The organism is Streptomyces sp. M-16, from assembly GCF_052114405.1.
GTDB lineage: Bacteria > Actinomycetota > Actinomycetes > Streptomycetales > Streptomycetaceae > Streptomyces.
Genome location: NZ_JBFRER010000022.1, coordinates 62,384 through 86,946, shown reverse-complemented (window position 1 = coordinate 86,946; position 24,563 = coordinate 62,384). Strand labels below are relative to the sequence as shown.

Sequence of the window (24,563 nt, the reverse complement as noted above, 5' to 3'; positions counted from 1 at the left end):
GGCCCCTCCTCCTCGCGCCCGTCGACGGAACGTTCCGGCGACGGGCGCGTCACATCCACGGATACCCTTGACCGGTGACCGACGCCCAAGAGACCGCAGCAGGCCTGCGCACCACCACCGGGGGCGGCCCCCCGGACGAAGAGGTTTCGTCCGATGGGCTGCCTGTTCCGTTGCTAGAACCCCGCGAGGGGATCCCCCCCGTCGTGGCCGACGCGGACGGGCTGGCCCGGGTCGTCGCGGCCTTCGCCGCAGGCACCGGACCGGTGGCCGTCGACGCCGAACGCGCCTCCGGATACCGCTACGGACAGCGCGCCTATCTGGTGCAGCTGCGCCGCGAGGGTGCCGGATCCGCGCTGATCGACCCGGTCGGGTGCCCGGACCTCTCCTCCCTGGGAGAGGCGCTGTCCGGCACCGAGTGGATCCTGCACGCCGCCACCCAGGACCTGCCCTGCCTGCGCGAAATAGGCATGGCCCCCACCTCCCTCTTCGACACCGAGCTGGCCGGCCGGCTGGCCGGGTTCCCCCGGGTCGGCCTCGGGGCGATGGTCGAGAGCGTGCTGGGCTACGTACTGGAGAAGGGCCACTCCGCCGTCGACTGGTCCACCCGCCCCCTGCCCGAGCCGTGGCTGCGCTACGCCGCGCTCGACGTGGAACTGCTGGTGGACCTGCGGGACGCACTGGAGAAGGAGCTCGACCGGCAGGGCAAGCTGGAATGGGCCCGCCAGGAGTTCGACGCGATCGCCTCCGCGCCGCCCGCCCCGCCGCGCAAGGACCCCTGGCGGCGCACCTCCGGCATGCACAAGGTGCGCCGGCGCCGGCAGATGGCCGTCGTCCGGGAGCTGTGGGAGTCCCGCGACCGGATCGCGCAGCGCCGGGACGTGTCCCCCGGCAAGGTGCTCGGCGACGCGGCGATCGTGGAGGYGGCCCTGGCCCTCCCCGCGAACGTCCACGCCCTGTCGGCCCTGCCCGGATACGGACAGCGCATGGGCCGGCGCCAGCTGGACCAGTGGATGGCCGCGGTGGACCGGGCCAAGGCCCTGCCCGAGAACGAGCTGCCGCAGCCGGGGGCGACCCAGGCGGGCCCGCCGCCGCCGCGCTCCTGGGCGGACAAGGACCCGGCCGCCGCCGCGCGCCTGTCCGCCGCCCGCAGTGCCGTCTCGGCACTGGCCGAGGGGCTGAACCTGCCCCAGGAGAACCTGATCACTCCGGACACCGTGCGCCGGCTGTGCTGGGAGCCCCCGCAGCGACTGGAGCCCGGCACGGTCGCCGAGGCCCTGGCCGGCTACGGCGCCCGTCCCTGGCAGATCGAACAGGTGACGCCCGCGCTGGTCACGGCCCTCGCGGCGACGGCCTGACCGACCGGAGCGCCGGACGCGGACGGGGCCCTCACTCCAGGGGAGTGACGGCCCCGTCCGCGTCCCGGTAGTAGCTCCCGGTTTCCGCGCCGTCGACCTTGCCCTGCTTGAGCCAGTGCTCGGACATGGTGTGCACGTCGTTCGCCACCCGCTCCCAGGGCGCCTGGTGCCCCGCGCAGGCGATCCGGAACATCAGCTTCTTCGGCTTCTTGATGGCCTTGTAGAGCTCGGGGACCGAGAAGTACAGCAGGCCCAGGTCCGGAGCGGTGTTCACGATCGAGTCGTGCTCCCCGTACACGAGACACACCGGCACCGTTCCGCCGAGGACGTCGTGCAGCGGGACGGTGGTCTTGTTCCAGCCCCACCAGTACGAGTTCCGGATGCGGTTCAGACCCTGCGGGGGCCCCGCGGGTCCTCCCCAGCCGGCACCGACCGGGTCGACGGCCATGATGGCCTTCCACACCTCGTCGACCATCCCGGGCTCGCGCTGGTCGGGGCATTTCAGGTCGTTGCCCCACGAGGCGTCGAGGCCACCCTTCGTACCGACGGTCATCGGGTAGCCGAAGGCCGCCGGCGGAAGGGACACCGGCAGCGGCACCGGCGCGCCGAAGTCGGTCCCGGTCGCGCTCGCCCTGCCGTTCGGCGGGAAGATCGGCGCCAGCAGGAAGAGGCTGCGGACCTTGCCGGGGTACTGGATGGTGTAGGGCCCGAGCTGCTGGGCCGCGGCCGACCAGCCGATGAGGTCGACCTTGGAGGCGCCCGTCTCCGTCAGGATGAAGTCGACCACCTTGTCGACCTCGTCCCAGTCGCTCTGGGAGTTGTTGAGCTGGGAGGCGTAGGACACCGGGCCCGTGTACGGGCTCGCGTTCGGGTGGGGCGAGAGGAGTGCCCGCTGCGCGGGCGCGGGGCTGACGTTCTTGTGGTCGTCCATCTTGGGGCGGGTCGACAGCCCGGAGCCCTGGAGCTCCATCACGAAGACGTCGAAGTCCTTCTTCGCCAGCTCCTCGGCCCAGCTGTACTTCTTGTACTGCAGGTCGAAACCGGCCAGGGCCGGGACGCTCCTTCCGTGCAGCATCAGGACGGGCCGGCTGGTGCCGCCGGAGGGCGTGCCGTTGCGCCTGCGGACGAAGAGCTTGACGAGCTCGCCGGCGTTCGCCGGGATCGTCGATTTGTGTTCCACGTAGTAGTCCGTGAGGACAGGTGCGGCCATCGCGGGGGTCCGTTCCGTCGGTCGGGTCCGGGGCGGACGCCCGGGACCGGGACAGAATCCGCAAAGGCGTGCGACCGGGGCCGTCGACGCGGCCGTCGGGCCGGATGTCCGACCCGTTCGGGTAGCCCGGGGCGCTCCGATCGGCCGGGCGCGCGGCGGGGGCGCGAGGGGGCTCGCGGGGTACGGGCCGGTGTGACCTTCGCCGCTGTTCGGGGAGGGGGTGTGCACATGGGTTACCCGCAAGTAGCATGGGCCGGGTGAGCGGGCGCTCAGCCACACCGGCCGGGCCGCCCCCGCGCAGCAGTGCACACCCGCACCTGGAGGAGAGCCAACGTGCCTCGTACCGTCAGGGACGTCGTCTTCGTCGACGGCGTCCGCACCCCGTTCGGCAAGGCGGGCCCGAAGGGCATCTACCACGAGACCCGCGCCGACGACCTCGTCGTGAAGGCGATCCGGGAGCTGCTGCGCCGCAACCCGGACCTGGACCCCAAGAAGATCGACGAGGTCGCCATCGCCGCGACCACGCAGATCGGCGACCAGGGCCTGACGCTGGGCCGCACGGCCGGCATCCTCGCGGGTCTCCCGCAGTCGGTCCCGGGCTACTCCATCGACCGCATGTGCGCCGGCGCGCTGACCGCCGTGACCGCCGTCGCGGGCGGTGTGGCCTTCGGTGCCTACGACGTCGCCCTCGCCGGCGGTGTCGAGCACATGGGCCGCCACCCCATGGGCGAGGGCGTCGACCCGAACCCGCGCTTCGTCTCCGAGAAGCTGGTCGACGAGTCCGCCCTGTTCATGGGCATGACCGCCGAGAACCTGCACGACCGGTACCCGACGATCACCAAGCTCCGCGCCGACGAGTACGCCGTGCGCTCGCAGGAGAAGGCCGCCAAGGCGTACGCCGACGGCAAGATCCAGCAGGACCTGGTCCCGATCTCGGTGCGCAACACCAACGAGGCGGCCGGTGAGACGGGCTGGGGCCTGGTCACCACCGACGAGCCGATGCGCCCGGGCACCACGCTGGAGAACCTGGCCGGCCTGAAGACCCCGTTCCGTACGCACGGCCGGGTCACCGCGGGCAACGCCGCCGGTCTCAACGACGGTGCCACCGCCGCGATCATCGCGTCCGAGGACTTCGCCCGGGAGAACAACCTCCCGGTCAAGATGCGCCTGGTCTCGTACTCCTTCGCGGGTGTCGAGCCGGAGGTCATGGGCTACGGCCCGATCCCGGCCACCGAGAAGGCCCTGGCGCAGGCCGGTCTGACGATCGACGACATAGGCCTGTTCGAGGTCAACGAGGCGTTCGCCGTCCAGGTCCTCGCCTTCCTGGAGCACTACGGCATCGCCGACGACGACGCCCGCGTGAACCAGTACGGCGGTGCCATCGCCTTCGGCCACCCGCTGGCCTCCTCCGGCGTCCGTCTGATGACGCAGCTGGCCCGCCAGTTCGAGGAGCAGCCGCACGTCCGCTACGGCCTGACCACCATGTGCGTCGGCTTCGGCATGGGCGCCACGGTCATCTGGGAGAACCCGAACTTCAACGCCGAGGGAGACTCCAAGTGAGCACCACCGCTGAGCTCCTGAAGGGCGCGGCCGAGCTGTTCCCGGACGAGGTCGTCACCCAGGCGCACGTGCGCCACCTGGACCTGCCGTTCGGCGCCGGGCGCTTCGCGCTCGTCACGCTGGACAACGGCTTCGACCACACCAAGCCGACCACCTTCGGCCCGCAGTCCCTCGCCAACCTGAACGCGGCGATCGACCAGGTCGAGCAGGAGGCCCTCGCGGGCTCCATCGTCGGCGCGGGCATCACCGGCAAGCCGTTCATCTTCGCSGTCGGCGCCGACCTCAAGGGCGTCGAGCTGCTGAAGAAGCACGACGAGGCGCTCGCCATCGGCAAGGGCGGCCACGACGTCTTCAAGCGCCTCGCGGCGCTGGCCGTCCCCACCTTCGCTTACTACAACGGCGCGGCGATGGGCGGCGGTGTCGAGGTCGGTCTGCACTGCACCTACCGCACCGTCTCCAAGGCCATCCCGGCCTTCTCGCTGCCCGAGGTCTTCCTCGGCCTGGTCCCGGGCTGGGGCGGCTGCGCCCTCCTCCCGAACCTGATCGGCGCGGAGCGCGCGGTCTCGGTCATCATCGAGAACTCGCTCAACCAGAACCGCCAGCTGGGGGGCAAGCAGGTCTTCGAGCTCGGCATCGCCGACGCGCTCTTCGAGGGCGCGGACTTCCTGGAGCAGTCCCTGATCTGGACCTCGAAGGTCCTCAAGGGCGAGACCGAGGTCGTACGCGCCGAGATCGACCGCGGCGAGGGCTGGGACGCGGCCGTCGCCAAGGGCCGCGCCATCGCGGACTCCAAGGTGCACGGCGCCGCTCCGGCCGCCTACCGCGCGCTGGACATCATCGCCGCGGCCAAGTCCGGCGACCTCCAGGCCGGCTTCGACGCCGAGGACACGGCCCTGGCCGACCTCATCATGGGCGGCGAGCTGCGCTCGGGCATCTACGCCTTCAACCTGGTCCAGAAGCGCGCCAAGCGCCCGGCCGGTGCCCCGGACAAGTCCCYGGCCCGCCCGGTCACCAAGGTCGGCGTCGTCGGCGCGGGCCTGATGGCCTCGCAGCTGGCGCTGCTCTTCCTGCGCCGCCTGGAGGTGCCGGTGGTCCTCACCGACATCGACCAGGAGCGCGTGGACAAGGGCGTGGGCTACGTCCACGCCGAGATCCAGAAGCTGCTCGGCAAGGGCCGCATCAACCAGGACAAGGCGAACCGCCTGACCGCCCTGGTGACCGGTGTGCTCGACAAGGCCGAGGGCTTCGCGGACGCGGACTTCATCATCGAGGCCGTGTTCGAGGAGATGTCCGTCAAGCAGAAGGTGTTCGCGGAGGTCGAGGCGGTCGCCCCGGCGCACGCGATCCTCGCCACCAACACCTCCTCGCTGTCGGTGTCGGAGATGGCCTCGAAGCTCCAGCACCCGGAGCGCGTGGTCGGCTTCCACTTCTTCAACCCGGTCGCGATCCTCCCGCTGCTGGAGATCGTCCGCGGTGAGCAGACCGACGACGCCTCCCTGGCCACGGCCTTCGGTGTCGCCAAGAAGCTGAAGAAGACCGCGGTGCTCACCAAGGACGCCCCGGCGTTCGTCGTGAACCGCATCCTGACCCGCTTCATGGGCGAGATCCAGAACGTCATCGACGAGGGCACCCCGGTGGTCACGGCGGAGAAGGCCATCGAGCCGCTCGGCCTGCCGATGTCCCCGCTGGTGCTGCTGGAGCTCGTGGGCCCGGCGATCGGTCTGCACGTCTCCGAGACCCTGAACCGCGCCTTCCCGGAGCGCTTCACCGTCTCCCCGAACCTGGCGGCCGTGGTCAAGGCCGGCAAGCGCGGCTTCTACGTCTACAACGCGGAGAACGGCTTCAAGCCGGAGCTCGACCCCGAGGTCGCCGCGCTCCTGGTCCAGGGCGACTCCGTCCTGACCGAGGAGCAGGTCCGCGACCGCGTCCTGGACGCGGTGGCGCAGGAGATCGGCCTGATGCTGGAGGAAGGTGTCGTGGCCGAGGCCCAGGACATCGACCTCTGCCTCATCACGGGCGCCGGCTGGCCCTTCCACCTGGGCGGCATCACGCCGTACCTGGACCGTGAAGGCGTCTCGGAGCGGGTGAACGGCAAGAAGTTCCTCGCCCCGGGTGTCGCCAGCGTCCCGGCGTAACCCACGGCGCTACGCGCAACGGCCCGTCCGCACCCGGTGCGGACGGGCCGTTCGCGTGTCCGGGGCCGTTCCCGGTGTCCCGGGAGCGGCCCCGGGGCCGTCAGCGGCGGCCGAGGCGGCCGCTCTTGACCAGCCGCTGGGCCGCGGGCGAGGCGGGGTTGATGCTCAGCGCGCGCTGTCCCGCCCGGCGGCGCAGGTCGTCGCCGGGCTTGCCGAGCTTCGCGGCGGTCTCCGCGATCCTCAGCCAGACCAGCGCGCGCCCGCTGTCCGCGGAGATCTCGAAGGCCCGCTCGATCCGGCGCTTGGCCTGGTCGGTCTCCTTGCGGCGGATGTGGGCCTGGGCCATGCCGATGAGCAGGTCGAGGTTCTCGTGTTCGGCGAGCAGCCGCGCGCCGACCTCCAGGACGCCCCGGTCGTCCTTGGCCTCCACGAGGGAGGCGAACCCGCTGAGCGTGATGTCGGTGAAGGGCACGTCGTCCGGTTCGGTGCGCTCGCCGGTGGCGCGCAGCGTCCAGCCCTTGCCCCGGCGCCACTTCCAGGTGCGCGGGCCGGGCAGTTCCAGCCGGGTCCGGGTGCGCTCGTTGAAGTGCATGGAGAGCTCGGGGCGGCCCTCCCACTGGTCGACGGCGGCGGCGACGTACTCCTCGGCGACCGGACGCAGGAAGGCGTACCGCTTGGGCTGCATGCAGTAGCCGACGGCCTGGACGTACGGGGTGACCTCGGCGCGGATGTACTCCACGTCCAGCACCCGGTCGGCCGCGGCGCCGGTGGGTGCCTCCAGGTCGGGGAGCAGGGCGTGGGTGAGGGTGGCGGGGATGCGGTTGCTGTTGGCGTAGGGGCGCATCCGCCGGATCACCTCCAGGGCGCCGATCTGGGCGACGGGGATCCCGTACAGGGCGCGTGCGGTGAACAGGCCGGTGGAGAAGCAGCCGATGACCTGACGGGGGCGCAGGTACTCGAAGACCGTCTCGGCCAGTACCGGGACGTCCAGGACGAGGAAGGGCACGCCCGCCTCGCGGGCCGCCTCGCCGAGGGTGTCGGCGAGGCTGGAGGGGGCGCTGGGGTGCGGTTTGAAGACGATGGCGCCGTGGCCGAGGGCGAGGGCGTTGTGGAACATGCGCAGGTGCAGTTCCTCCTCTTCCTCCTCGGTGAGGATGCCGAGCGGGGAGAGGTACTGGCCGAGCAGGAGGGCGGTCTCCGGGCCGAGCCGCGCCAGCGGGGGCGGGATCACGCGGTCGAGGATCGGCGCGCACTCGCGGGTGACCTCGGCGATCAGCTTGAGGACGGCGCCGGTGTGCACGGGCTGCGAGGGGATCCCGTACTCGGTGAGGAGCATGGGGAGCAGGGTGGGCACGAGGTCCAGGTAGAGGACCTGTGCGATCCGGCCGTGGAGGGAGCGGGGCAGGTCGTTGCGGGTCGGGCCGTAGCTCATGACCCCGTCGGCGTAGACGGCGAGGGTGGCGTCCGAGAAGATCTTGCAGAGGGTCTGGGCGGGTTTGACCTGGATGGACTCGACGACGAGTTCCAGGGGGCCCGGCCGGATGCCGATCTTCTCCGCCATGACCGTGCGCCACAGCGGGGCGTCCTCGTCCCGCGGGGACCACAGCGCGGGGTGGAAGGGGTAGATGAGGTCGTTCCAGTAGACGACCCGGTGGAAGCGCGCGAGCACGGCGGCGGCGCCGGGCATCCGGTGCAGCGGGGTGGCGACCTCGGGGATGTCGACGTTGTTGCACACGAGCAGGATGCGCTCGCGGTCGTCCTGGCCGAGCTGGCCCGCTTCGATGGCGGCGGCCACCGTCATGGCGCCGTAGAGGGTGGAGGCGGCGAATATCCGGGTCATCGGGCGGCGGCGCCCTGGTGCCGGGAGATCAGTGCCCTGAGCTTGTTCACGCGTGCGGAGTCCATTCCTGACAGCGTCCCCTCCAGGACGTCCTGGGGGAGGTCCCGGAGGATCTGCGCGCTGCGTTCCAGCAGCAGGCCCCGGATGAGTTCCTCGTACGACTCGGCGCGGTCCATGTGAATCACGATGAGCGCGCAGAGAGTTCGCATCGCCTTGAACGACAGTTCATATCCGCGTGGATGCCGCTCCAGCTCGTCGAAAATCAGCCGGAAGGCGGGAAGGAAGTCGAGCTGCCGTTCGTCCGGCACCTTGGTGAGTGAAGTGGACACATCACGGCGGTAGAAGATGCCGTGGAGGTCGACGACTCCGAAGGAGCGGGTCCGCAGGTGCAGCTTGTAGAACCACGGGCGGTCCTCGGCGGTGCGCAGGGTCTCGTCGAAGAACAGCGCGTCGGCCTCCAGGAGGCGCTCGCGGTCGTAGATGCCGGCCCAGGACTGCGGGTAGTCCATGAAGGTCGAGGCGTCCACGGGGCCGATGTAATCCGTGGGATTCAACGGAAGGGCCCTCGGGGCGAGCGGGGCCATGACTATCTTGCGCTTTCTTCCATAGACCCGGACATGGCCGGTGCGCAGGAAGTCGACCCCCGAATCACCCATCCAGCCGACGAGTTGCGCAAGATATCCGGGGGCGTACCAGTCGTCCCCGTCGAGGAAGGTGAAGAAACGCCCGCGCGCCGCCGAGAGGCCGATGTTCCGGGTGGCCGAGATTCCCAGGTTGTACTGATTGCGGATCAGTACGGCGCCCGGGATCCGCGGCACCATTTCCCGGAGGATCTCTGATGTCCCGTCAACGGACCCGTCGTCCACGACGATGAACTCGAAATCCTCCCTGGCATTCAGCGCCAAGGACTTGAGTGCCGTCCGACAGTAGTCCCGCACGTCACACATGGCAACGATTACCGAAAGGGTCACCATCGAAAGTACTCACCTCATTCCCATTTCTTCCACACACCCCCGGGAGGCGACCGGGACCGGTCGGCCGCACGCCCCCTCCAGCCTACGATCAAGTAACGCGCCGCCATCATGACAGAACCACTCGAAGCCCCCGTACAATCACCCCGGTGTGACGTACAACTCCCCTGCCCGTCGAGGCCTTTTCGTGACACGTAAGGATCGGATCAGCATGTAAGGTCTAACGGGCCGCGCGGCAAACCCGTCGGCAAGCGCCCAGCCGCGGTCGCGTCGACGGCAGTTGGACACCACCCACCGACCCGGGAATCACCAGTGCGCATCCACGTGCTCGCAGACTCCGACACCCGCTGGAAATGGGGTGCGGGGCTGGCGGTGGGCCTGGCTCCCGGCAGTGAGGTGCACGCACACATGCTGCGCGGCAGGAGCACTCCGACGGCACGGCAGCTGGCCGAGGTCGGCATCACCCCCGCCTCCATCACCGAGTCCACGCTCCCCGAGTTCGCGGCGGCCCCCGAACTGGACGCGGCGGACCTGGTCATCCTGGGCACGGTCGGCGGCTCCACCCACGCCGCCCTGCACGCACTGGCCGCCCGGTTCCGCGGCGCCCCCCGCCGGCCGGTCCTCATGACCGGATACGTCGGCGTCGTCTACGAGAAAATGGCCGACGGCCTGCTGCTGCGCGCCGGCGCGGATATCGTCCTCGCCAACAGCCCTTTCGACCGGCGCCGGTTCGGCGAGGTCTACGAACCCCTCGGAATTCCGGGCTCCTGCATCGTCCAGACCGCCCTCCCCTTCCTCGACCAAAGACCCTACGACCCGAACCGTACACACGCCCGGCACCCTTATACGGTGTGCTTCGCCGTGCAGCCCTCGGTACCCGCCGACCGCAATGGCCGCCTCTACATGCTGCGCCGGGCGATATCCCACGCGCGGTTGCGCCCCGGACGCGACGTGCTCGTGAAACTCCGCAGCAAGCCCGGCGAGGCCACCACCCACGTCGAAGCGCACCACTACCAGGTCCTCGCGGACCAGCTGGAAGAACCGCTGCCCCGCAACCTGCATTTCGTCTACGGCAACATGTCGGAAACCCTCGACCGTACCGACCTGTTGGTGACGGTCAGTTCCACGGCCGCCCTGGAATCGATGCACCGCGGAATGCCCACCGCGATCCTGAGCGATCTGGGGGTGCGGGAAATACACGGGAACCACTATTTCGTCGGTTCCGGCTGCGTCACCGACTGGTCCGCGATAGACGAGGGCGCCGCCCCGCTCGCGCACGAGTCCTGGACCACCGACCAGGGAATCCGCGCCGTGGACCCGTTCGGGGAACTGCGGACGCGGATCGGGGAATTGCGCAGCCGTCCGCTGCCCCCGATATCCCCCTACTACACGGCCGAGAGCGCCCCCGAGTACGTCGGCGCGCTGCTGCGCCGCCGGGGCCTGAACCTCGACGGCTCCCCCGGAGCGGGCGCCACGGCGCGCTCCAGCGGGCCGATGCGGCGCACCTCGCGCCGCGTCCTGAAGGTCGCCTACCAGTTCGGCGTCCAGCGCGTGGCACCGAAGATCCAGCAGTGGGGCGGCGTGTGACCGCCCCGCACACCGAACCGGCCCCCGGAGAGAACCCTGTGAACGTCACCGCCGTCATACCCGCCCGGGGCGGCTCCAAGGGCATTCCCGGGAAGAACGTCGCCGAGGTCGGCGGGGTCCCCCTCGTCGCCCGCGCCGTACGCGCCTGCCTCGGCGCGCTCCACGTGACCCGGGTCGCGGTGTCCACCGACGACGCGGCGATCGCCGCCGCGGCCCGCGCCGCCGGCGCGGAGGTGGTCGAGCGGCCCGCCGAGCTGGGCTCCGACGAGGCCTCCAGCGAATCGGCGCTGCTGCACGCGCTGGACCGGCTGGAGGAACGGCACGGGGAGCCCGTGGACGTCCTGGTCTTCGTCCAGTGCACCAGCCCCTTCGTCACCGCGGAGGAGGTGGACGAGACGGTCCTCGCGGTGGTGCGCGAGGGCGCCGACTCCGCGTTCACCGCCGTCCCCTTCCACGGCTTCCTCTGGAGCGCCGGGCCCGGCGCCGGACCCGGCCACCGCGCGCACGGCGTCAACCACGACAGCGCCGTCCGCCAGCGCCGCCAGGACCGTGCGCCCGAGTACCTGGAGTCGGGGGCCGTCTACGCGATGCGCGCCGACGGCTTCCGCCGCCACGGCCACCGCTTCTTCGGCCGGACCCAGCTCGTCCCCACCGCCCCGGAACGGGCCGTGGAGATCGACGAGCCCGGCGACCTCGACCGGGCCCGCGCCCTCGCGCCCCTCCTCGACCCGCAGCAGACCCCGGCGGCCCCGTCGTCGCCGGACCCCTCGCAGTACCTCGGAAAGGAACTCTGAACAGTGGTGCACAGCAACCGGATCCGCCGGATCGGGAACAAGGAGGTCGGCACGGGCCGGCCCACCTATGTGATCGGCGAGATCGGGATCAACCACAACGGTGAGCTCGCCAACGCCCTGGCGCTCATCGACGCGGCCGCCGACGCGGGCTGTGACGCGGTGAAGTTCCAGAAGCGCACGCCCGAGATATGCACCCCGCGCGACCAGTGGGACATCGAGCGCGACACCCCCTGGGGCCGGATGACGTACATCGACTACCGCCACCGCGTCGAGTTCGGCGAGGACGAGTACCGCGCCGTGGACGAGCACTGCCGCGCCCGCGGCATCGCCTGGTTCGCCTCCCCCTGGGACACCGAGGCCGTCACCTTCCTTGAGAAGTTCGACGTCCCCGCCCACAAGGTGGCCTCCGCCTCGCTGACGGACGACGAGCTGCTGCTCGCCCTGCGCGCCACCGGCAAGACGGTCATCCTGTCCACCGGCATGTCCACCCCGCAGCAGATCCGGCACGCGGTCGAGGTGCTCGGCAGCGAGAACATCGTCCTGCTGCACGCCACCTCCACCTACCCGGCCAAGGCCGAGGAGCTGAACCTGCGGGTCATCAACAGCCTGGAGGCGGCCTACCCGAACGTGCCCGTCGGCTACTCCGGGGGCTCCGACCAGGCCGCCTCCGTCGAACCCGGCGGCCTCGCCCGCCTCGTGCGCGACATCCGCACCATCGAGACCGCCCTCGGCGACGGCGTCAAGAAGGTCTACGCGTCCGAGCTCGGCCCCATGAAGAAGCTCCGCCGCGTCCAGAGCCCCCTCCCCGCCGAGGGCGTGACGACCTCGGCATGAGCGACACCCTCGCCCTGGTGGAGAGCCCGGCTCAACTACTGAACGTCCTGGAGTGGGCCCACGTCCACCCGGGCGAGGCAGCGTCCCTCACCGTCGCCGTCCTCCAGCCGACGGACCCGCGCTCGCGCGCGCAGGTCCGCCGGCTGTGCCGGTTCGCCTCCCAGGCCAAGGTCGTGTGGCGGCGCTACGAGGTCCGCGCGGGCTACCTGGGACGGGCGGGCGAACTGATGCGCCTGGGCCGGGCGGTGGCGGCAGCCGACCGGCTGGTCATCGGGGACCTGTTCTCCCGCACCATCCAGCTCCTGCTGCCCCGCTCCAAGGCCCGCGAGGTCGTCGTCGTCGACGACGGCACCGCCACCACCGAACTGGTCAGCCTGCTGACGTACGGGCAGCAGCTGACCCGGTGGCACCAGGGCGACATCAAGCCCTCCGCCGCCAAGGGCGGCCCCGTCAACCGCTGGCTGGCCCGCGACGGGCTGGAGCGCGCCGTCTTCTTCACCTGCATGCCCGTGTCCGCTCCCCCGGGCACCGAGGTGTGCCCGAACGACTACGCCTGGAGCCGGGAGACCTTCGGCCCCGTCCGGGTGCGCGCCGGGGCCGACCTGGCGGGCAGCTCCCTCGTGGAGACCGGGGTCGTCGACCAGGACCTGTACATCGACGCCGTCGGCTGGATCGCCCGCTCCCGTGCGGCCGGCCGCTATCTGGCGCACCGCCGGGAGAGCCCGCAGAAGCTGGAGCGGATCGCCGCGGCCACGGGCCTGGAGATCGTCCACCCCGAACTGCCGCTGGAACTGACCGCGCTGACCGAGCCCATCGGGCAGTCCGTGCTGACCTTCGCGTCCACCGTCGCGTACACCCTCCCGATCGTGCTGGGGAGTTCGCCGGTGCGGGTGGAGCTCTGCGAGATGGACGACGCCTGGATCACCCCGGACACGGCGGAGCGCTCGGTGGACTTCCTGCGGCGGATCTCCGCCCTGGCGGTGGACCGGCACGGCCTGGCCCGGATCCCGCCGCAGCCGCGCGACCGGGCGAGGACGCCCTCGTAGCGGCGTCAGAACCGCTGCCAGCGGCCCAGGGAGAGCGACGAGCCGTCCTTCTGCCGGTTGACCAGCAGTTCGCCGCGGGCGCTGATCGAGGCGATGACGACCAGGCCGTACGCGTCGAGGGCGAGGGCCGGGGACTCCAGGCACTCCTCGCCGATCTCGGTCCACCACAGTCCGGCGGCCTCGTACTCCGTGGGGTACGCGGCGAGGGCGGTGCGGCCGCCGACGGTGCGGTGGGCCAGCACCGTGCAGTCGTAGCCGTCGACCACCGCGCGGGCGGCGGCGACGGACCCGTAGGCCGGTCCGCCGCCGAGGGCCAGCACCCCTGCGCCCTCGCGGTAGCCGAACACCCCGCTGCCGTCGGCCGCGTGCCAGAAGTGGGTGACCCGGCCCGGGGAGGTCTCCAGGACGCAGAGCGAGCCGTCCTGGGCCAGGCAGGGGACGTCCTCCCCCTTGACCAGGGGGCCGCCGGGCGCGCTCTGGGCCCACAGCGAGATGCCCTTCTCGCCCGGGGCGGCGAACCGGACGAGGCCCTCGGCGGTCGAGGCGGCGCAGGCCCCCTCGAAGGTCTTGCTGCCGCGCAGGTCGTCCCAGGCGCCCCAGCCGCCCTTCTTGTCCTGGCGCCGTACGTGGACCCCGCGCCCGGCGTTGCGCACGAACACGTGCGGTGCGCCCTGGGCGTCCACGGCGAGGACCGGCGGGCCGCCGCGGTGGGACATGTCCGGCTTGCGGTAGAGGGTGCCCAGCGATTCCCAGGGGCCCATCGGACGGCCGCTCTGGTACTGGACCGCGTGGTGGTAGGTGACGGTGTCGCCCGGGTCGCCCTCCCCGGCGCGGCGCCTGCGCCGGCCCACGAAGTGCGCGTAGCCGTCGGGGCCTTGGCCCACGGCGAGGTCGGTCAGCTCCTCGGCGGGGAAGAGCTCGGGGCCGCTCCAGCCGGGCCCTCCGGGGGCGCGCTCGGTCCAGCGCAGCAGCCCGTTCTCGGTGCGCGCGTAGGCGGTGAGGCGTCCGTCCTTGCCGGCGAGGAGCCAGCGGCCCCGTACGGGGCCCAGTGCGACGGTGTTCCAGTCACGCGCGGGAGCCGGCACGGGTGGTCCGGCGGGGCGGCGGGTGGATGTGGGCGAATTGCGCCTGGATCGCGTCGCCATGGACCGCCAGCAACCCTTCCCCTTCACCATTCGAACGGAATCAGGATACCCCGGGGGTCTTCTGGCGCGATCCTGCGTTTATGTTGTTGCCCGCGAGATTCCCCGCACCCCGTTCGGAAGGCCGGTCCCGGGCATGACCTCAGACACCACCGCCACGACGACCCCGACCGAGGGCGACGCGTCCGGCGGGCCCGCCCCGCGCCCGGCCCGTTCGCGCGCCCGCCGGATCCGGCGCGGGCTGGCCTGGACGGCGGCCGTCCTGGTCCTCGGCGGGGCGGGATCGGGATGGTGGCTCTACAGCCACCTCAACGGGAACATCGAAAGCGTCGACCTGGACAAGGCGATCGGCACCGACAACCGGCCGGCCAAGGTCGTCGAGAACGCGCAGAACATCCTTGTCCTCGGCTCCGATTCGCGTGCCGGGGCCAACGGGGAGCTCGACCACGGCGACGTCAGCGGGGCGCGTTCGGACACCGCGATGCTGGTGCACATACCCGAGGGCCGTGCCAGGGCCACCGCGGTGAGCATCCCGCGCGACACCCTCATCTCCCGGCCCGAGTGCAAGGACAAGGACGGAAGAAACGTTCCGGCGGCGAACCGCGTCATGTTCAACTCCGTCTACTCGGTGGCCGGTCCGGCCTGCGTGGTCAAGACGGTGGAGCAGCTGTCCGGGATCCGCGTGGACCACTTCGTCGAGGTGGACTTCGCCGGGTTCAAGGGCCTGGTGGACGCGCTCGGCGGCGTCACCGTCACCCTCGACCAGCCGATGAGCGGCGCGAAGGGCGGCCTGAAGCTGGACGCGGGCACGCACCGCCTCAAYGGCACGGACTCGCTGAAGTTCGTCCGTACCCGCTACGGGTACGGCGACGGCAGCGACCTCGGGCGCATAGGGCTCCAGCAGCAGTTCATGCTCGCGATGCTGTCCGAGATCAAGAAGCAGGACGCCCTCGGCAACCCGGCCCGGCTCTACAAGCTCGCCGACGCCGGCACCAAGTCGCTGACCACCGACTCCGATCTGGCCTCGCTCACCGCGCTGTCCGACTTCGCGCGGAGCATGAAGGGCGTGGACCCGTCCACCATGGAGACCATCATGCTGCCGGTGGACTACGACAAGGTGGACCGGAACCGGGTCGTCATCGCACAGGAGCAGGCCTCCCTGTTGTGGGAGGCCCTGCGGACCGACCAGAAGATCCCCGCCGCAGCGAAGGACTCCCCCGCCAAGGGCGGCTCGGGCAAGGCCCCGAAGGAGCCGAAGGCCTCGCCCTCGCCGTCCGCGGGCTAGCGGTGCTCGACGCGTACGTCCTCACCCCGGCCGAGCCGGCTGTGGCCACGGCCGTAGAGGAAGTAGACGACGATGCCGATGGCCATCCAGACCACGAACCGGATCCAGGTCTCGGCAGGCAGGTTGAGCATCAGCCAGAGCGAAGCCGCGATCGACAGGATCGGGATCACCGGCACCCAGGGGGTGCGGAAGGACCGGTGCAGGTCGGGGCGGGTCTTGCGCAGGATGATCACGCCGAGGGCGACGAGCACGAAGGCGAACAGGGTGCCGATGTTGACCAGTTCCGCGAGCTTCTCCAGGCTGGTGAAGCCCGCGATGACGGCGATGATCCCGCCGAGCAGGATGGTCGCCCGGTAGGGGGTGCGGTACTTGGGGTGGGTGACGGAGAAGACGCGCGGCAGCAGTCCGTCACGGCTCATCGCGAAGAACACGCGGGTCTGGCCGAGCAGCAGGATCATGCACACGGTGATCAGACCGACCGCCGCCCCGAGGCTGATGGCACCGGAGAAGAAGGGCTGGTCCACCGACTTGAAGGCTTCGGCCAGTGGCGCCGTCGGTGACATCTCCGAGTACTTCTGCATACCGGTGACCACCAGCGTCACCGCGACGTAGAGCACGGTGCACACCAGCAGCGAGCCGAGGATGCCGCGGGGCATGTCCCGCTGGGGGTTCTTGGTCTCTTCAGCGGCGGTGGCCACGACGTCGAAGCCGATGAAGGCGAAGAAGATGAGGGAGGCCGCGGTGAAGATGCCCATGACGCCGAAGTTGGTGGGCGCGTAGCCGAAGAGCAGCTGGACCAGTGGCGCGTGCAGGTCGTTGCCCGCCTCCTGCGGCTGGGCCGGAGGGATGAACGGCGAGTAGTTGTCGGCCTTGATGAAGAACAGGCCCGCGACGATGACCAGCAGGACCACGAAGACCTTGATGGCGACCACGACCGCCGTGATCCGCGCCGAGAGCTTCGTCCCGACGACCAGGATCACGGTCAGCACCAGGACCAGCAGGAAGGCCAGCAGGTCGAAGCTTCCTCCGGCGTCGGGCCCGGCGAGTGTCTGGGGCAGGTCCCAGCCCAGGTTGGTGTGCATGAGGTGGCGCACGTATCCGGACCAGCCGACCGCCACGACGGCGGTGCCGAGCGCGAACTCCAGCACCAGGTCCCAGCCGATGATCCAGGCGGGCAGCTCACCGATCGAGGCGTAGGAGAAGGTGTACGCCGAACCGGCCACCGGCACGGTGGAGGCGAACTCGGCGTAGCAGAGCGCTGCGAGAGCGCAGACGATGCCCGCTGCGACGAAGGCGAGGGCAGTGGCGGGTCCGGCATTGTTGCGGGCTGCGATGCCCGTGAGCACGAAGATGCCGGTGCCGATGATGACGCCCACACCGAAGACCGTCAGGTCCCAGGCGGAGAGCGACTTGCGGAGCGCGTGTTCCGGCTCCTCCGTGTCGCGGATGGACTGCTCCACCGTCTTGGTGCGGAAGACGCTGTTCAGATCCTTGCTCACCGACGCACCTCCGAAAGGTGACGACGCACGAACGGGCCGGGAGGCCCACCCCTTCAAGGGTGATCTCCCGGCCCGTGACGTGCAACCGCGCCGATCTAGTCGACGGTGGCGGCCGGCTCGCTGTCGAAGCGCCCGTCCAGCTTCGCCACGAGTCCGGTGACCTGGCGGGCGATGTCCGGAGCGGTCAGGCCGATCTCGGCCATGATCTCCTTGCGCAGCGCGTGGTCGAGGAAACGCTGCGGGATGCCGAAGTCGCGCAGCGGCACGTCCACGCCCGCGTCGCGCAGGGCCTGCGCGACGGCGGCGCCGACGCCGCCGGTACGGCCGTTGTCCTCGACGGTGACGACCACGCGGTGGCGCTCGGCGAGCGGGGCCATGGCCTCGTCCACCGGCTTCACCCAGCGGGGGTCGACCACGGTCGTCGAGATGCCCTGCTTGTCGAGCAGGTCGGCGATCTCCAGGCACATCGGGGCGAGGGCGCCGACCGAGACGAGCAGTACGTCCGGACGGGTGACCTCGGCGCCGGGGGCGCGCAGCACGTCCATGCCGCCGATCCTGCCGACGGCCGGGACGGCCGGTCCGACGACGCCCTTGGAGTAGCGCACGACGGTGGGGGCGTCCTTGACCTCGACGGCCTCGCGCAGCTGCGCGCGCAGCTGCTCGGCGTCGCGCGGGGCGGCCAGCCGCAGGCCCGGGACGACCTGGAGGATGGACATGTCCCACATGCCGTTGTGGGAGGCGCCGTCGTCACCGGTGACGCCGGCCCGGTCCAGGACGAAGGTGACCCCGCACTTGTGCAGGGCGACGTCCATCAGGACCTGGTCGAAGGCGCGGTTGAGGAAGGTCGCGTAGACGGCGAAGACCGGGTGGACGCCGCCGCTGGCCAGACCGGCCGCGGACGTGGCGCCGTGCTGTTCGGCGATGCCCACGTCGTAGATGCGGTTCGGGAAGGCCTCGGCGAACTTGTGGAGTCCGACCGGGTGGAGCATGGCGGCGGTGATGCCGACGATGTCCTCGCGCTCGTGGCCGAGCTTGACCATCTCGTCGGCGAAGACGGAGGTCCAGCTGGCCGCGGCCGTCTTCACCGGCAGGCCGGTGTCCGGGTGGATCACGCCGACCGCGTGGAAACGATCCGCCTCGTGCTCCAGGGCCGGGGTGTAGCCCCGTCCCTTCTGGGTGAGGCAGTGCACGATGACCGGGCCGCTGAAGCGCTTGGCGCGCGTCAGCGCGGACTCCAGGGCCTCGATGTCGTGGCCGTCGATGGGGCCGATGTACTTCAGGCCGAGGTCCTCGAACATGCCCTGCGGGGCGATGAAGTCCTTGAGGCCCTTCTTGGCGCCGTGCAGGGTCTCGTACAGCGGCTTCCCGACGACCGGGGTGCGCTCCAGGAGGTCCTTGCCGCGGGCCAGGAAGCGCTCGTAGCCGTCCGTGGTGCGCAGGGTCGCGAGGTGGTTCGCCAGGCCGCCGATGGTGGGGCCGTAGGAACGCTCGTTGTCGTTGACGACGATGACCAGCGGGCGGTCCTTGGCGGCGGCGATGTTGTTCAGCGCCTCCCAGGCCATGCCGCCCGTCAGCGCGCCGTCGCCGATGACGGCGGCGACGTGGTGGTCCTCTCGGCCGAGCACCTCGTTGGCCTTGGCGAAGCCGTCGGCCCAGCCCAGCACCGTGGAGGCGTGCGAGTTCTCGATCACGTCGTGCTCGGACTCGGCGCGGGAGGGGTAGCCGGACAGGCCGCCCTTGCTGCGCAGGTCGGAGAAGTCCTGGCGGCCCGTGAGCAGCTTGTGGACGTAGGCCTGGTGGCCGGTGTCGAAGAGGACCTTGTCCTTGGGCGATTCGAAGACCCGGTGCAGGGCGATCGTCAGTTCGACCACGCCGAGGTTGGGGCCGAGGTGCCCGCCGGTCTTGGAGACGGCGTCGACGAGGAAGGACCTGATCTCGGCCGCGAGCTGGTTGAGCTCCTCCTGGCCGAGCCGGTCCAGATCGCGCGGTCCCTTGATGCGGGTCAGCAGCACCCGTGCCTCCTTGCAGTTGCTTGCTGGTCTGTCGAGTCTAATGTTCCGCCCGCGAGGGCGGTCATCGGGCGGTACCGCGAGGGTCACACCTTTGTCATACCTGTACACCTCATCCGGGAATCACACCTCCCAAACGGGCGTATATCCGCACACTCGTGCGCATCGATCTACGCACAGGTGCCCGGTGCCACACGAAGTGGCACCGGGCACTGTGACGGGTCTTACCGTCCCGCGAGGCCCCGGAGGGCCCGCGGTCAGGCGCGTCCCGCGGTCTTCTGGGTCTTGCGCGTCACCGAGTCGATGACGACCGTGGCCAGCAGTACGGCACCGGTGATCATGTACTGGATGGGCGTCGCGATCCCCTCCAGGGCCAGACCGTACTGGATGGAGGTGATGACCATGACGCCGAGGAGGGCGTTCCAGGTCCGGCCCCGGCCGCCGAAGAGGCTGGTGCCGCCGATGACGGCCGCCGCGATGACGTTCATCAGCAGGTCACCGGCGCCGGCGCTCTGGTTGGCCGCCGCGATCTTGGAGGCCCAGAAGAGCCCGCCGACGGCGGCGAAGGTGCCGGCGATGGAGAACACCGCGATGCGGATCCCGGCCACGTTGATGCCCGCGCGGCGGGAGGCCTCGACGCTGCCGCCGAGGGCGAAGACGTTGCGGCCGAAGGTGGTGCGGCGCAGCAGGAAGTCCGTGCCGACCAGCGCCAGCACGAAGAGCACCACCGCGAGCGGCAGGCCCTTGTACTGGTTGAACACGGCGGCGGGCCCGAAGGTGAAGAGCGCGAGCACGCCGGTGCGCAGCAGGATCTCGGTCAGCGGCCGCGAGGGGACCCCGGCGGCCTCCCTGCGGCGGTTGTCGAAGAAGGTGGCGAGGAAGTACGCCGCCACGGCGAGCGCCGCGAGACCGTAACCGGCCGCCACGTCCGAGAAGTAGTACGTGGTCAGCTGCCCGACCACGCCGTCGGGGTCGAGGTTGATGGTGCCGTTGCTGCCGAGGATCTGCAGCATCGCGCCCGACCAGAACAGCAGGCCGGACAGGGTGACCGCGAAGGCCGGGGCGCCGATCTTGGCGAAGAAGAAGCCGTGGATGGCGCCGATGAGGGCGCCGCCGGCGACGGCGGCGAGGATCGCGAGCCACTCGTTCACGCCGTGGGTGACGGCGAGGACGGCGACGATCGCACCCGAGACACCGCTGACGGATCCGACGGAGAGGTCGATCTCGCCGAGCAGCAGCACGAAGATGATGCCGACGGCCATCATGCCGGTGGCGACCATCGTGATCGCGATGTTGGTGAGGTTCTCCGGGGAGAGGAAGTTCGAGTTCAGGCTCTGGAAGATGCTCCAGATGACGATCAGGCCGAGGACGACCGGGAGGGAGCCCAGGTCGCCGGCCTTCAGCTTGCGCCCGAACTCGTTGAGGTAACCGCTCAGGCCCTGTTCGCGCACGAGCAGGCGGGGGTCCACGGCGGGGATGGCGTCCGCCGCCGCTGCCGGGTTGACCGGGTCGACGTGCTGCTGCGTCCCCTTGTCGAGGGGATCGGCGGCAGGCTGGTGGGTGCTCACTTGCGGGCCTCCCCGGTACGGGCCGCCCGGCGGGTCACGGCGTTGTCCGTGGCCCCGGTGATGGCGGAGATGATCTCTTCCTGCGAGGTGTCGGCGACGTTGAAGACACCGTTGTTGCGGCCCAGCCGCAGCACCGCCACCTTGTCGGCGACGGCCTTCACATCGGCCATGTTGTGGCTGATGAGGATGACGGCGTGGCCGCGCTCGCGCAGCCGCTCCACCAGGTCGAGGACCTGTGCGGTCTGCTCGACGCCGAGGGCGGCGGTGGGCTCGTCGAGGATGACGAGCCGGGGCTCGCCGAGCATCGAGCGGGCGATCGCCACGGTCTGGCGCTGGCCGCCCGAGAGCGAGGCGATGGGGATCCGGACACTGGGGATCCGGATGGACAGGGTGGTCAGGAGCTCGCGGGCGCGGCGCTCCATCTCCACCTCGYCGAGGACGCCGAAGCGCTTGAGCTCACGGCCGAGGAAGAGGTTGCCGACGACGTCGATGTTGTCGCACAGCGCGAGGTCCTGGTAGACCGTCGCGATGCCCAGGTTCTGGGCGTCGTGGGGCTTTCCGATGGAGACCGGACGGCCGTCCCACTCGATGACGCCGTCATCGATGGGGTGCACGCCGGCGATCGTCTTGACCAGCGTGGACTTGCCGGCGCCGTTGTCGCCGACCAGGGCGACCACCTCACCGGAGTGGATTTCGAGTTCTACGTCGGTCAGGGCCTGTACGGCGCCGAACCGCTTCGAAACCCCTCGCAACGCCAGCACGGGCGCAGCGGACACATGAACCATCTCCTTCGCCGCCTGACCGGCGGGGATGTCGTGCAAAAGAGCAGGAGCGGGGCGGATGGGGGACACGGAATGAAGGTGAATCGTTTCTGCCCGGCGCCCCGCAGGTGGCGGGATGAAGGTGCGGGGCACCGGGCAGGCGCGGGGCGTCTCGCCAGAGGAGACGTTTCTTCACGGGGGCGTTCGCGCGCGGGGGCCTCGGAGGGCCTCCTCGGGGCCCCTCGGGGGCCCCGGCGGACGGTCCTACTTCAGGCCGAGGGTGGCGCAGGCGGCCGCGTACTTGTCGGTGCAGATCTCTTCGACCGTGTAGACGCCGTCCTTGACGACGGTGTCCTTGATGTTGCTCTTGGTGAGCGAGACGACCGGGATCAGCACGGACGGCACGGCCTTGGTGGTCGGGCTGTCGATGTTGTTGTTGATGATCCCGTCGATCTTCTCGCCCTTGGCGAGCGCGACGGCCATCTCGGCGGCGGCCGAGGCCTCCGGGGCGTACGGCTTGTAGACGCTCATGAACTGCTCGCCCGCCACGATGCGCTGCACACCGGCGAGTTCGGCGTCCTGGCCGGTGACCGGGGGCAGGGGGGAGAGCCCGGCGGCCTTGAGGGCGGTGATGATGCCGCCGGCCATGCCGTCGTTGGCGGAGTAGACGCCGATCACCTTGTCCTTGCCGAGCGCGGAGAGCGCGCCCGCCATGTTGGTGTTGGCGTTCTCCGGCTTCCACTCCTTGGTGTCGTACTCCTTGCCGATGGTCACCTTGCCGTCGAGGACGGAGTGCGCGCCCTTCTTGAACAGCGCGGCGTTCGGGTCGGTGACGGAGCCGTTCATCATGACGATCTGGCCGTCCTTGGCCTTGTCGCCCAGGGCCTCCAGGAGCGCCTTGCCCTGGACCTTGCCGACCTCTTCGTTGTCGAAGGAGGTGTAGGCGTCGATCGGGCCCTCGGCCAGGCGGTCGTAGGCGACGACCGGAATGCCGGCGTCCTTGGCCTTCTTGACCGCGCCCGCGATGGCCTTGGCGTCGACCGCGTCGACGATCAGGACGTTCACCTTGTTGGTGATCATCGTGTCGACCTGCGAGTTCTGCGTGGTCGCGTCCTGCTTGGCGTTGGCGTAGACGACCTCGGCCTTGCCGCCGGTCAGGTCCTTGACCTTCTTCTCGATCAGCGGCTTGTCGAACTTCTCGTAGCGCGCGGTCTGGTTCTCCGGCAGGAGCAGACCGACCTTGATCGCGTCACCGACGGCGGCGCCCGAGGCCTTCTTCTCCCCGCCCGCCTCCTTGGCACTGCCACAGGCGGCCAGCGAAACGGCCATGGCACCGGCGGCGACGGCTACGGCGGCTCTGCGCATGCGCGTGTTCATTGGTTGAACCTCCCTGACGAGGCCGCAACACCGCGGCCGAGGTGGGTGTGAGTCAACCCCGGCCGCGAGTTTGCCGTCAAGGAGTGAATCCTTAACGAGATGACAACGGTGCCATCCGTTATCTAACTGAAGACATGACTGCGGGGGCGCGCACTCCGATCCCATTCTCTGCCAAAAGCGTCGAATCGCCCATCTCGCTGAGTACGAGGGCCAGTGCGCCGAGCACTTCCGCACGGCCGCCGAGCGACCCCGTCAGCACCGACAACTGCCGGGCCGCGCTGGGGATCGCGTACCTCCCCACGGATTCGCGGATCGGAGCCAGCACGAGCTCGCCCGCCTCGGCCAGCGAGCCCCCCAGCACCACCCGGCTCGGGTTCAGGAGGTTGCAGAGGCTGGCCACCCCGCTGCCCACGTGCCGGCCGACGTCACTGATGACCCGGCGGCAGCCCGGGTCCCCCTCGCGGGCCAGCTCGACCACCCGCTCCATCGTCAACTCCTGGCCGTGACTGCCCTGGAGCAGCGGCAGCACGTAGCGGGCGGCGGCGAAGGTCTCCAGGCAGCCGCGGTTGCCGCAGCGACAGACCGGACCGGACTCGTCCAGGGTGATGTGCCCGATCTCCCCGGCGGTGCCGCCCGGCCCGCGGTAGATCTGCCCGTTGATCACCAGGCCCGCGCCCACGCCGCTGGCCACCTTGATGTACGCCAGGTCCTTGACCCCCCGGCCGCTCCCCCACACCAGTTCGCCGAGCGCCCCGAGGTTCGCGTCGTTGTCCACGTAGACGGGCACGCCGAGGCGCTGCGAGAGTTCCCGGCGCGGGTTGATCCCGGCCCAGCCCGGCAGGATCGCGGTCGACCCCAGGGTGCCGGACTCCACGTCGATGGGCCCGGGGACGCCGAGCCCGACGCCGATGACCTTGTCCCGGCCCACGCCCACGCCCTCGATCAGCCGGCCGACCAGCGCCTCCGCCCGGTCGAACCCGTCCACCCAGGAGGCGTCCACGTCCAGCGGCTCGGACTCCTCCGCCAGGACCTGGTGCGCGAGGTTGCCGACGGCCACGCGCAGGTGGGTGTGGCCGAAGTCCACGCCGATCACGATGCCCGCGTCCCCGCTGAGCGAGACGCTGCGGGCCCGGCGGCCGCCGGCCGAGGTGTCCGTGACCTCGACGGTCCCGGCCTCTTTGAGCTCACGGACGATGTTGGAGACCGTGGCCGCCGACAGTCCGGTGGTGCGGGCGATCTCCGCCTGGGTCAGCGAACCCGCGAGGCGCACGGCCCGCACGACGCGTTCGAGGTTCGCGCGATGCAGCGAGGACTGCGATCCGGGAGTCTGCACGACTCATCCACTCCTGCCCTTAAGCGACGGCCAGCCGTCGCCCCCCGGCCGGTCGTCGCGGCTGCGCGCTCCGGACCCCGGCGTCTCTCCAACTTGTGAACCTTAAGTCGAGCCTTTGGGTATCCAGACGTCAAGAGGCTGACGCAGCACGAATCGGACACCAGTGACCAAAAGGAGGAACAGGGGCCTCCTGGATCGTGCTACGGTCGCTGAGGCGCCGGTCCTCTGCGGCCTTTCCGGCCGGACCTGGCGCCCTG

At 70.5% G+C, this 24,563-nt stretch carries 17 protein-coding genes and 1 pseudogene; 8 read left to right on the top strand and 10 right to left on the bottom strand.

Annotation, left to right across the window (positions count from 1 at the left end; genetic code table 11):
• The first annotated feature begins 74 nt into the window (after nt 1–74).
• Nucleotides 75–1,355: an HRDC domain-containing protein gene (locus AB4039_RS13170; RefSeq protein WP_442270785.1), complete on the top strand. Its 1,281-nt coding sequence runs from the start codon at nt 75–77 to the stop codon at nt 1,353–1,355.
• Between the two features lie 31 nt (nt 1,356–1,386).
• Here AB4039_RS13170 and AB4039_RS13165 read toward each other — a convergent pair whose 3' ends face one another.
• A complete protein-coding gene (locus AB4039_RS13165) occupies nt 1,387–2,565 on the bottom strand; it encodes an alpha/beta fold hydrolase (RefSeq protein ID WP_266843261.1) in 1,179 nt (392 codons plus the stop codon).
• Nucleotides 2,566–2,898: 333 nt separating this feature from the next.
• Between AB4039_RS13165 and AB4039_RS13160 the strand changes: the two genes are divergently transcribed.
• Nucleotides 2,899–4,125, top strand: a complete 1,227-nt coding sequence (locus AB4039_RS13160) for a thiolase family protein (protein ID WP_033217689.1) — start codon at nt 2,899–2,901, stop codon at nt 4,123–4,125.
• On the top strand, nt 4,122–6,260 hold the full coding sequence (locus tag AB4039_RS13155) for a 3-hydroxyacyl-CoA dehydrogenase NAD-binding domain-containing protein (RefSeq protein WP_442270784.1): 2,139 nt from the start codon (nt 4,122–4,124) through the stop codon (nt 6,258–6,260). The genes AB4039_RS13160 and AB4039_RS13155 overlap by 4 nt, the downstream gene beginning before the upstream one ends.
• A 100-nt stretch (nt 6,261–6,360) precedes the next feature.
• On the opposite strand, the gene AB4039_RS13150 is transcribed toward AB4039_RS13155, so the two are convergent.
• Together AB4039_RS13150 and AB4039_RS13145 are read right to left on the bottom strand one after the other, a co-directional pair.
• The gene (locus tag AB4039_RS13150) at nt 6,361–8,100 is read right to left on the bottom strand and encodes a polysialyltransferase family glycosyltransferase (RefSeq protein ID WP_442270783.1); all 1,740 of its coding nucleotides are present in this window, start codon (nt 8,098–8,100) and stop codon (nt 6,361–6,363) included.
• Nucleotides 8,097–9,074, bottom strand: a complete 978-nt coding sequence (locus tag AB4039_RS13145; RefSeq protein ID WP_266843258.1) for a glycosyltransferase family 2 protein — start codon at nt 9,072–9,074, stop codon at nt 8,097–8,099. The genes AB4039_RS13150 and AB4039_RS13145 overlap by 4 nt, the downstream gene beginning before the upstream one ends.
• Before the next feature lie 309 nt (nt 9,075–9,383).
• Between AB4039_RS13145 and AB4039_RS13140 the strand changes: the two genes are divergently transcribed.
• The 4 genes and pseudogenes from AB4039_RS13140 to AB4039_RS13125 all read left to right on the top strand — a co-directional run bounded on the left by AB4039_RS13140 (nt 9,384) and on the right by AB4039_RS13125 (nt 13,332).
• On the top strand, nt 9,384–10,658 hold the full coding sequence (locus AB4039_RS13140) for a DUF6716 putative glycosyltransferase (protein ID WP_266843256.1): 1,275 nt from the start codon (nt 9,384–9,386) through the stop codon (nt 10,656–10,658).
• Nucleotides 10,655–11,407, top strand: a pseudogene (locus tag AB4039_RS13135) (acylneuraminate cytidylyltransferase family protein); the annotation flags it as partial. The gene AB4039_RS13140 and the pseudogene AB4039_RS13135, both read left to right, overlap by 4 nt.
• A gap of 48 nt (nt 11,408–11,455) precedes the next feature.
• On the top strand, nt 11,456–12,286 hold the full coding sequence (locus AB4039_RS13130) for an N-acetylneuraminate synthase family protein (protein ID WP_442270782.1): 831 nt from the start codon (nt 11,456–11,458) through the stop codon (nt 12,284–12,286).
• Nucleotides 12,283–13,332: a hypothetical protein gene (locus AB4039_RS13125; protein ID WP_442270781.1), complete on the top strand. Its 1,050-nt coding sequence runs from the start codon at nt 12,283–12,285 to the stop codon at nt 13,330–13,332. The genes AB4039_RS13130 and AB4039_RS13125 overlap by 4 nt, the downstream gene beginning before the upstream one ends.
• 5 nt (nt 13,333–13,337) lie before the next feature.
• On the opposite strand, the gene AB4039_RS13120 is transcribed toward AB4039_RS13125, so the two are convergent.
• A complete protein-coding gene (locus AB4039_RS13120; protein WP_266843252.1) occupies nt 13,338–14,417 on the bottom strand; it encodes a hypothetical protein in 1,080 nt (359 codons plus the stop codon).
• A 193-nt stretch (nt 14,418–14,610) separates the two neighbouring features.
• Here AB4039_RS13120 and AB4039_RS13115 point away from each other — a divergent pair, with 193 nt between their 5' ends.
• Nucleotides 14,611–15,759 (top strand): LCP family glycopolymer transferase, encoded by a 1,149-nt coding sequence (locus tag AB4039_RS13115; protein WP_266843250.1) that lies wholly within the window; start codon nt 14,611–14,613, stop codon nt 15,757–15,759.
• On the opposite strand, the gene AB4039_RS13110 is transcribed toward AB4039_RS13115, so the two are convergent.
• The 6 genes from AB4039_RS13110 to AB4039_RS13085 all read right to left on the bottom strand — a co-directional run bounded on the left by AB4039_RS13110 (nt 15,756) and on the right by AB4039_RS13085 (nt 24,306).
• Nucleotides 15,756–17,258, bottom strand: a complete 1,503-nt coding sequence (locus AB4039_RS13110) for an amino acid permease (RefSeq protein ID WP_266843248.1) — start codon at nt 17,256–17,258, stop codon at nt 15,756–15,758. The two genes, AB4039_RS13115 and AB4039_RS13110, sit on opposite strands and share 4 nt — an antisense overlap.
• A 95-nt stretch (nt 17,259–17,353) precedes the next feature.
• Nucleotides 17,354–19,270 (bottom strand): 1-deoxy-D-xylulose-5-phosphate synthase, encoded by a 1,917-nt coding sequence (gene dxs, locus AB4039_RS13105; RefSeq protein ID WP_356209093.1) that lies wholly within the window; start codon nt 19,268–19,270, stop codon nt 17,354–17,356.
• 254 nt (nt 19,271–19,524) lie between these two features.
• Nucleotides 19,525–20,835, bottom strand: coding sequence for a sugar ABC transporter permease (locus AB4039_RS13100; RefSeq protein WP_371676159.1), 1,311 nt, complete (start codon nt 20,833–20,835; stop codon nt 19,525–19,527).
• Complete coding sequence (locus tag AB4039_RS13095) at nt 20,832–21,620, bottom strand: ATP-binding cassette domain-containing protein (RefSeq protein WP_442270792.1); 789 nt, start codon at nt 21,618–21,620, stop codon at nt 20,832–20,834. Before AB4039_RS13095 ends, AB4039_RS13100 begins: the two co-directional genes overlap by 4 nt.
• Before the next feature lie 240 nt (nt 21,621–21,860).
• A complete protein-coding gene (locus AB4039_RS13090; protein ID WP_266843246.1) occupies nt 21,861–22,973 on the bottom strand; it encodes a substrate-binding domain-containing protein in 1,113 nt (370 codons plus the stop codon).
• A 118-nt stretch (nt 22,974–23,091) separates the two neighbouring features.
• Complete coding sequence (locus tag AB4039_RS13085) at nt 23,092–24,306, bottom strand: ROK family transcriptional regulator (RefSeq protein WP_266843244.1); 1,215 nt, start codon at nt 24,304–24,306, stop codon at nt 23,092–23,094.
• Nucleotides 24,307–24,563 lie beyond the last annotated feature (257 nt).